Annotated in this window: 8 protein-coding genes; 1 reads left to right on the forward strand and 7 read right to left on the reverse strand. The window is 68.7% G+C overall.

Annotated features, from left to right (window positions below):
• Window positions 1–118 precede the first annotated feature (118 nt).
• The 3 genes from ABTZ89_RS35395 to recO form a co-directional block, all read right to left on the reverse strand.
• Window positions 119–544 carry a hypothetical protein gene (locus ABTZ89_RS35395; protein ID WP_270952059.1) on the reverse strand — a complete coding sequence of 142 codons (426 nt, stop codon included), beginning with the start codon at window positions 542–544 and terminating at the stop codon, window positions 119–121.
• Window positions 544–1,377 carry an isoprenyl transferase gene (locus ABTZ89_RS35400; RefSeq protein ID WP_270952060.1) on the reverse strand — a complete coding sequence of 278 codons (834 nt, stop codon included), beginning with the start codon at window positions 1,375–1,377 and terminating at the stop codon, window positions 544–546. The genes ABTZ89_RS35395 and ABTZ89_RS35400 overlap by 1 nt, the downstream gene beginning before the upstream one ends.
• 63 nt (window positions 1,378–1,440) lie before the next feature.
• Window positions 1,441–2,238, reverse strand: coding sequence for a DNA repair protein RecO (gene recO / locus ABTZ89_RS35405; RefSeq protein ID WP_270952061.1), 798 nt, complete (start codon window positions 2,236–2,238; stop codon window positions 1,441–1,443).
• A 115-nt stretch (window positions 2,239–2,353) separates the two neighbouring features.
• On the opposite strand from recO, the gene ABTZ89_RS35410 reads away from it, so the two are divergent.
• Entirely contained in the window at window positions 2,354–2,713 is a 360-nt protein-coding gene (locus tag ABTZ89_RS35410) for a DUF4190 domain-containing protein (RefSeq protein ID WP_351053196.1), read from the forward strand.
• On the opposite strand, the gene ABTZ89_RS35415 is transcribed toward ABTZ89_RS35410, so the two are convergent.
• The 4 genes from ABTZ89_RS35415 to era form a co-directional block, all read right to left on the reverse strand.
• The gene (locus ABTZ89_RS35415; RefSeq protein ID WP_270952064.1) at window positions 2,710–3,129 is read right to left on the reverse strand and encodes a DUF2752 domain-containing protein; all 420 of its coding nucleotides are present in this window, start codon (window positions 3,127–3,129) and stop codon (window positions 2,710–2,712) included. The genes ABTZ89_RS35410 and ABTZ89_RS35415 overlap by 4 nt on opposite strands.
• Window positions 3,126–3,446 carry a CD225/dispanin family protein gene (locus ABTZ89_RS35420; protein ID WP_351053199.1) on the reverse strand — a complete coding sequence of 107 codons (321 nt, stop codon included), beginning with the start codon at window positions 3,444–3,446 and terminating at the stop codon, window positions 3,126–3,128. Before ABTZ89_RS35420 ends, ABTZ89_RS35415 begins: the two co-directional genes overlap by 4 nt.
• A 142-nt stretch (window positions 3,447–3,588) precedes the next feature.
• Window positions 3,589–4,005, reverse strand: a complete 417-nt coding sequence (locus ABTZ89_RS35425) for a CD225/dispanin family protein (protein ID WP_270952066.1) — start codon at window positions 4,003–4,005, stop codon at window positions 3,589–3,591.
• 119 nt (window positions 4,006–4,124) lie between these two features.
• Window positions 4,125–5,030, reverse strand: coding sequence for a GTPase Era (gene era, locus ABTZ89_RS35430; protein ID WP_351053203.1), 906 nt, complete (start codon window positions 5,028–5,030; stop codon window positions 4,125–4,127).
• Between the last annotated feature and the right edge of the window lie 170 nt (window positions 5,031–5,200).

Genomic DNA, 5,200 nt, shown 5'->3' on the forward strand with positions numbered 1-5,200 from the left:
GGAGGTACTGAATTCTCGCGCGGCGATCGGCGGACGTCCCCGCCACGTCGTCCGGAGTGACGCAATTTCAATGGAAATCGGATGTCCGATTTCCATTGAATTTGCGTCCCCGGGAGCGTCAGGACGCGGTGTCCTCGGACTCGAGGAGTTCGGCGCGCAGCTGGGACGCCGTGGCCACGACAAGCATCATCAAGGTGCCCAGCGGCGCCGGTGCCATTCCCTCGGCCGGGAACGCGTAGCGCAGCGTGACGTCCATGCCGCGTTCGGTGCGGACCACGCCCAGCGTGCCGAACAGGCCCTGCCCGGCGCGCTCCGCGACGGACTGGGCGAGCTCCTCGGACGCTGGCAGGTCCCACGCGACCACGCAGGTCAGGCTCAGCACGGTCAGCCCTTCGGCGAGCTGCATCGCCTGCACCGCGCACGGCACCTCCGAGTGCCGGAAGGTCAGCGCGCCGTCGTCGTCGACGTGCACGTCGTGGTAGGTCTCCAGCGCTTCCTTGGCCGCGGTCATCAACCGCGCCGTGGTTGCGGCCTCCTGGGTCATCAATTGCCCTCCTGGGCGGGTTCACCGGATGCCGCCCGATCAACAGCCCCGCCGAACCGCCGGTCGCGGCGGGCGTACTCCTCGCACGCCCGCCACAGGTGCCGTCGGTCCACGTCGGGGAACAGGGTGTCCTGGAAGACGAACTCGGCGTAAGCGGACTGCCAGAGCATGAAGTTCGACGTCCGCCGCTCCCCGGAGGGCCGGATGAACAGATCCACGTCCGGCATCTCCGGCTGGTACAGGTACTTCGCGAGGGTGCGCTCGTCGACCTTGTCCGGGTTGATCTTCCCGGCCGCCGCCAGCCGCGCGATCTCCCGCGCCGCGTCGCCGATCTCGGCCCGGCCGCCGTAGTTGACGCACATGGTCAGGTTCATGACCTCGTTGTTCTCCGTGCGCACCTCGGCGGACTGCAGCTGGTTGACCACGCTGCGCCACAGCTTCGGCTTGCGCCCGGCCCAGCGCACCCGCACGCCCATCTCGTCGAGCTCGTCGACGCGCCGCGCGATCACGTCGCGGTTGAAGCCCATCAGGAACCGCACCTCGTCCGGGCTGCGCTTCCAGTTCTCGGTGGAGAAGGCGTACAGCGACAGCCACTTGACGCCGAGCTCGATCGCACCGCGGGCCAGCTCCAGCACGACGGCCTCGCCGCGCTTGTGCCCCTCGATGCGGGGCAGGCCGCGCTCGTTGGCCCACCGGCCGTTGCCGTCCATCACGACCGCGACGTGGTTGGGCACGAACTCGGCGGGCAGCGCCGGCGGCTTCTCCCCCGAGGCGTGTGGATCCGGCGCCCGTACGGTCGGGTCGTCCTTGCCCCGCCCACGGCGTCGCAACATATCTGGCTTCTCCCCTTCGGACTGCGTGCGGCTCCATTGTCCCCGCCCGCGTCGATCAACAGTTCAGCGCCCGTCCTCGGCGGTGCCGACCAGCGCGGCTTCCGCCGCCCGCTCCCGGATCAGCTCCGGCACGGTCCGCTCGACCAGCGGCAGCGAGCGCAGCTGGCGCTCCATGTACCACTGCAGGTGGGCGGCGATGAGCCCGCTGGCCTCGCGGCGCACCGACTGCTCGGCCCGCTCCGCGCTCGCCCAGTCGCCGTGCAGCAGCGCCTCCATCAACGGCAGCGTGTGCGCGGACGGCCGGACCGAACCGGCCGGGCGGCACTGCGCGCACACCGCGCCACCGGCCTGCACGTTGAACGCCACGTGCGGCCCGGACGCACCGCACCGCGCGCACTCGGACAGCGCCGGGGCCCACCCGGCGAACGACATCGCGCGCAGCAGGAACGCGTCGAGCACCTGCGAGGAGTCGCGATCCCGGGCGGCCAGCGCCCGCAGCGCCCCGTTGGCCAGCAGGTAGAGCCGCAGCACCGGTTCGCCCTCTTCGGCGGCCAGCCGGTCCACGGTCTCCAGCACCGCGCAGGCCGCGGTGTAGCGCTGGTAGTCGTCGACGATGTGCAGGCCGAAGGCGTCCAGGGTCTGGACCTGGGTGATCACGTCGAGCGTGCGACCGGTGTAGAGCTGCACGTCGACGTGGCAGAACGGCTCGACGCGGGCGCCGAACCTCGACGTGGTCCGGCGCACCCCCTTGGCCACCGCGCGCACCTTCCCGTAGCGGCGGGTCAGCAGGGTTATGATCCGATCCGCCTCACCCAGCTTCTGCACCCGCAGCACGACCGCGGTATCCCGGTAGAGGCTCACCCCCACATCGTCGCACCTCTGTGCGGGCAACTCGCGAGCAAGGCGAAGAATGCGGGGATCCGGTTCGCCCGTCGGGACGTCCTACCGGCGAACCAGCTGAGCTTGAGAGGAACGGATGACCTACCCGTACGACCCGAACAACCCGTACTACCAGGCCCCTTCGCCGTACGGCACGGGTTATCCGCAGCTCCCCCGGAACAACGGCATGGCGATCGCGTCGATGTGCGTCTCGCTGGCCGCGATCTTCACGTGCTACGGCGCGCTGCTCGTCGGGCCGATCGGCGCGATCCTCGGGCACGTGTCGATGCGCGAGATCAACCGCGACCCGCAGGCCTACACCAACCGCAGCATGGCGCTGACCGGCATCATCGTCGGCTGGTCGCTGTTCGCGGTGTGGGCGCTGTTGATCACGTTCGTCGTCCTCGCTGCTACCGGTGTGCTCGGTCCGGCCCTCCAGGGCGAGTTCGACAGCTAGACGTAGAGGCTTTCGAACGGCGGGAAGGGCAGGTTCCTGATCACCGCCCAGACGGCGATCAGGACCAGCGCTGCGTGCGGCGACCAGCGCCACTGCTCCCAGGTGGTCACCCTCCGACCACGCCAGCGTCCCAGCACCCAGGCGCCCCAGGTCCACAGGAAGAACGGGATGAACAGCATCGCCGCCGCGTTGTAGTGCAGCGCCGCCAGCACATCGCCGTGCAGCAGGCTGTAGATCATGCGCGTCACACCGCAGCCCGGGCAGTCCAGCCCGGTCAGGAACTTGACCGGGCACGGCGGCAGCGGAAATCCCGCGTCGGAAGTCGGGTCCGCGGCGAGCACCACGGCAGCTCCCGCGCATCCGACCAGCACCGTGGCCGCTGGGAGCGCCATGGCGCGCAGCCGACCTGCGCTCATAGCTGGGAGACCGTGATCGAGCCGAGGGCCACGAAGATGATCACGAAGTAGGCGATGACGAGCAGGACGAGCAGGCCGTAGCCGCAAGCACCGAGGATGACGCCGATCTTGCCCCACTTCTTGGCGTCATCGGCTGCCAACTGCGCCTGGGCGTGCTGTCCCTGGTACCACAGCGAGTTGACCTGCAGCGCCTTGATCAACGAGGGAATCCCGAAGGGCCAGCAGATCAACAGGCTCGCGATGGCCCAGCCCAGGTTGTTGTTCAGCGGCACCGGCGCCACGCCGAACTGCGCCGAGTACGGGGGCGGAGCCGGCATCGGTGCGGGCAGGCTGACCGGATCCTGGGACGGCACCTGATTCTGTTCAGACGGCTCGCTCAAAATCTCTCTCCCCCCGCGTTCAGCCATGCCGTTGCGGACGGCTTCGCCCTCGCGCAACGGCATGGCCGGGCTGAACGGATCAGTAGCTGGTGCTGCTCGCCGCAGCGGCAAGGATGACGAAGATCACGACGTAGAACAGGATGAGCAGGACCCAACCGCAGGCACCGGTGATGATGCCGATCTTGCCCCACTTCTTGGCCTCGGCCGCGGCCACCTGGGCCTGCTGGAACTGGCCCTGGGCCCACAGGTTCTGCACCGAGGTGGCCTTGATCAGCGACGGGATCGCGAACGGCCAGCAGAGGAAGATCGAGCCGATGCCCCACCCGATGTTGTTGTTCGGCGGAGCGGCGCCGTAGCCCTGCTGCCCGTAGGGCGAGGGCTGACCGTAGGGCTGCTGCGGCATCGGTCCCGAGGGCGGTCCGTATCCACCGGGCTGCTGACCGTACGGCTGCTGCGGGTTGGGACCCGAAGGCGGGCCGCCATAGGGATTCGTCACGTCATTTCCTTTGAAAGTCCTACAAGCCGCCTTGCGGCTGAGCGCAAAGATCGGCAGCAACGTACCTGAGACGCAGGAGCGCGCGGGGCCGTTCCAGCGATTTCACACCGGCGATGTGATCAGAAACCCAGCTTGCGCAGCTGCCTCGGGTCGCGCTGCCAGTCCTTGGCCACCTTGACGTGCAGATCCAGGTAGATCTTGCTGCCCAACAGCGCCTGGATGTGCTTGCGCGCCTGGGTGCCGACCGCGCGCAGGCGCTCCCCGCCACGGCCGATGACGATCGACTTCTGGCTGGAGCGCTCGACGTAGACCACCGCGTGCACGTCGATCAGGTCGTCGCGGTCCTCGCGCGGGATCATCTCCTCGATGGTCACCGCCAGCGAGTGCGGCAGCTCGTCGCGCACCCCCTCCAGCGCGGCCTCGCGGATCAGCTCGGCGATGAGGGTGGTCTCCGGCTCGTCGGTCAGCTCGCCGTCCGGGTACAGCTGCGGCCCTTCCGGCATCTGCTTGACCAGCAGGTCGGAGAGCACGTCGACCTGGTAGGAGTCCTTGGCCGACACCGGCACCAGGTCCGCGAAGTCCATCAGCTGCTGCAGGTCCAGCAGCTGCTGGGCGACCTGGTCCTTGGACACCAGGTCGGTCTTGGTGACGATGCCCAGCACCGGGGTGCGGCGGGCCACCTTCTTCAGCTGCTCGATGATGAACTTGTCGCCCGGGCCGACCTTCTGGTCCGCAGGCACGCAGAACCCGATCACGTCGACCTCGGACCAGGTCTCGTAGACCAGGTCGTTGAGCCGCTTGCCGAGCAGCGTGCGCGGGCGGTGCAGGCCGGGGGTGTCGACGATGATCAGCTGCGCGTCCGGGCGGTGCACGATGCCCCGGATGGCGTGCCTGGTGGTCTGCGGCTTGCTGGAGGTGATCGCCACCTTGGAGCCGACCAGGCTGTTCGTCAGCGTCGACTTCCCGGCGTTGGGGCGGCCGACGAAGCAGGCGAATCCGGAGCGGTGCACATCAGAGCTGGTCACCGACCCATTGTGACCGCCCGGCCCAAACCCCCGCGCACCGGGCACCCGAGGCCCGCCCCACCACCTCCCCAAGCCCGCGAGTACGGCGAGTAAAAATGAAACGTAACTAGGAATTGCAATAGATAAGCACCCATAAACAAAAAAACCCCGCAGGGGGGGCGCCCGGGCGC

The organism is Saccharopolyspora sp. NPDC002686 (assembly GCF_040295745.1).
GTDB lineage: Bacteria > Actinomycetota > Actinomycetes > Mycobacteriales > Pseudonocardiaceae > Saccharopolyspora > Saccharopolyspora oryzae.

What these genes read in the sequence shown, in the direction of transcription:
- ABTZ89_RS35395 (WP_270952059.1), bottom strand. Translation starts at nt 544, where the DNA reads ATGACCCAGGAGGCCGCAACCACGGCGCGGTTGATGACCGCGGCCAAG.
- ABTZ89_RS35400 (WP_270952060.1), bottom strand. Translation starts at nt 1,377, where the DNA reads ATGTTGCGACGCCGTGGGCGGGGCAAGGACGACCCGACCGTACGGGCG.
- ABTZ89_RS35410 (WP_351053196.1), top strand. Translation starts at nt 2,354, where the DNA reads ATGACCTACCCGTACGACCCGAACAACCCGTACTACCAGGCCCCTTCG.
- ABTZ89_RS35415 (WP_270952064.1), bottom strand. Translation starts at nt 3,129, where the DNA reads ATGAGCGCAGGTCGGCTGCGCGCCATGGCGCTCCCAGCGGCCACGGTG.
- ABTZ89_RS35420 (WP_351053199.1), bottom strand. Translation starts at nt 3,446, where the DNA reads ATGCCGGCTCCGCCCCCGTACTCGGCGCAGTTCGGCGTGGCGCCGGTG.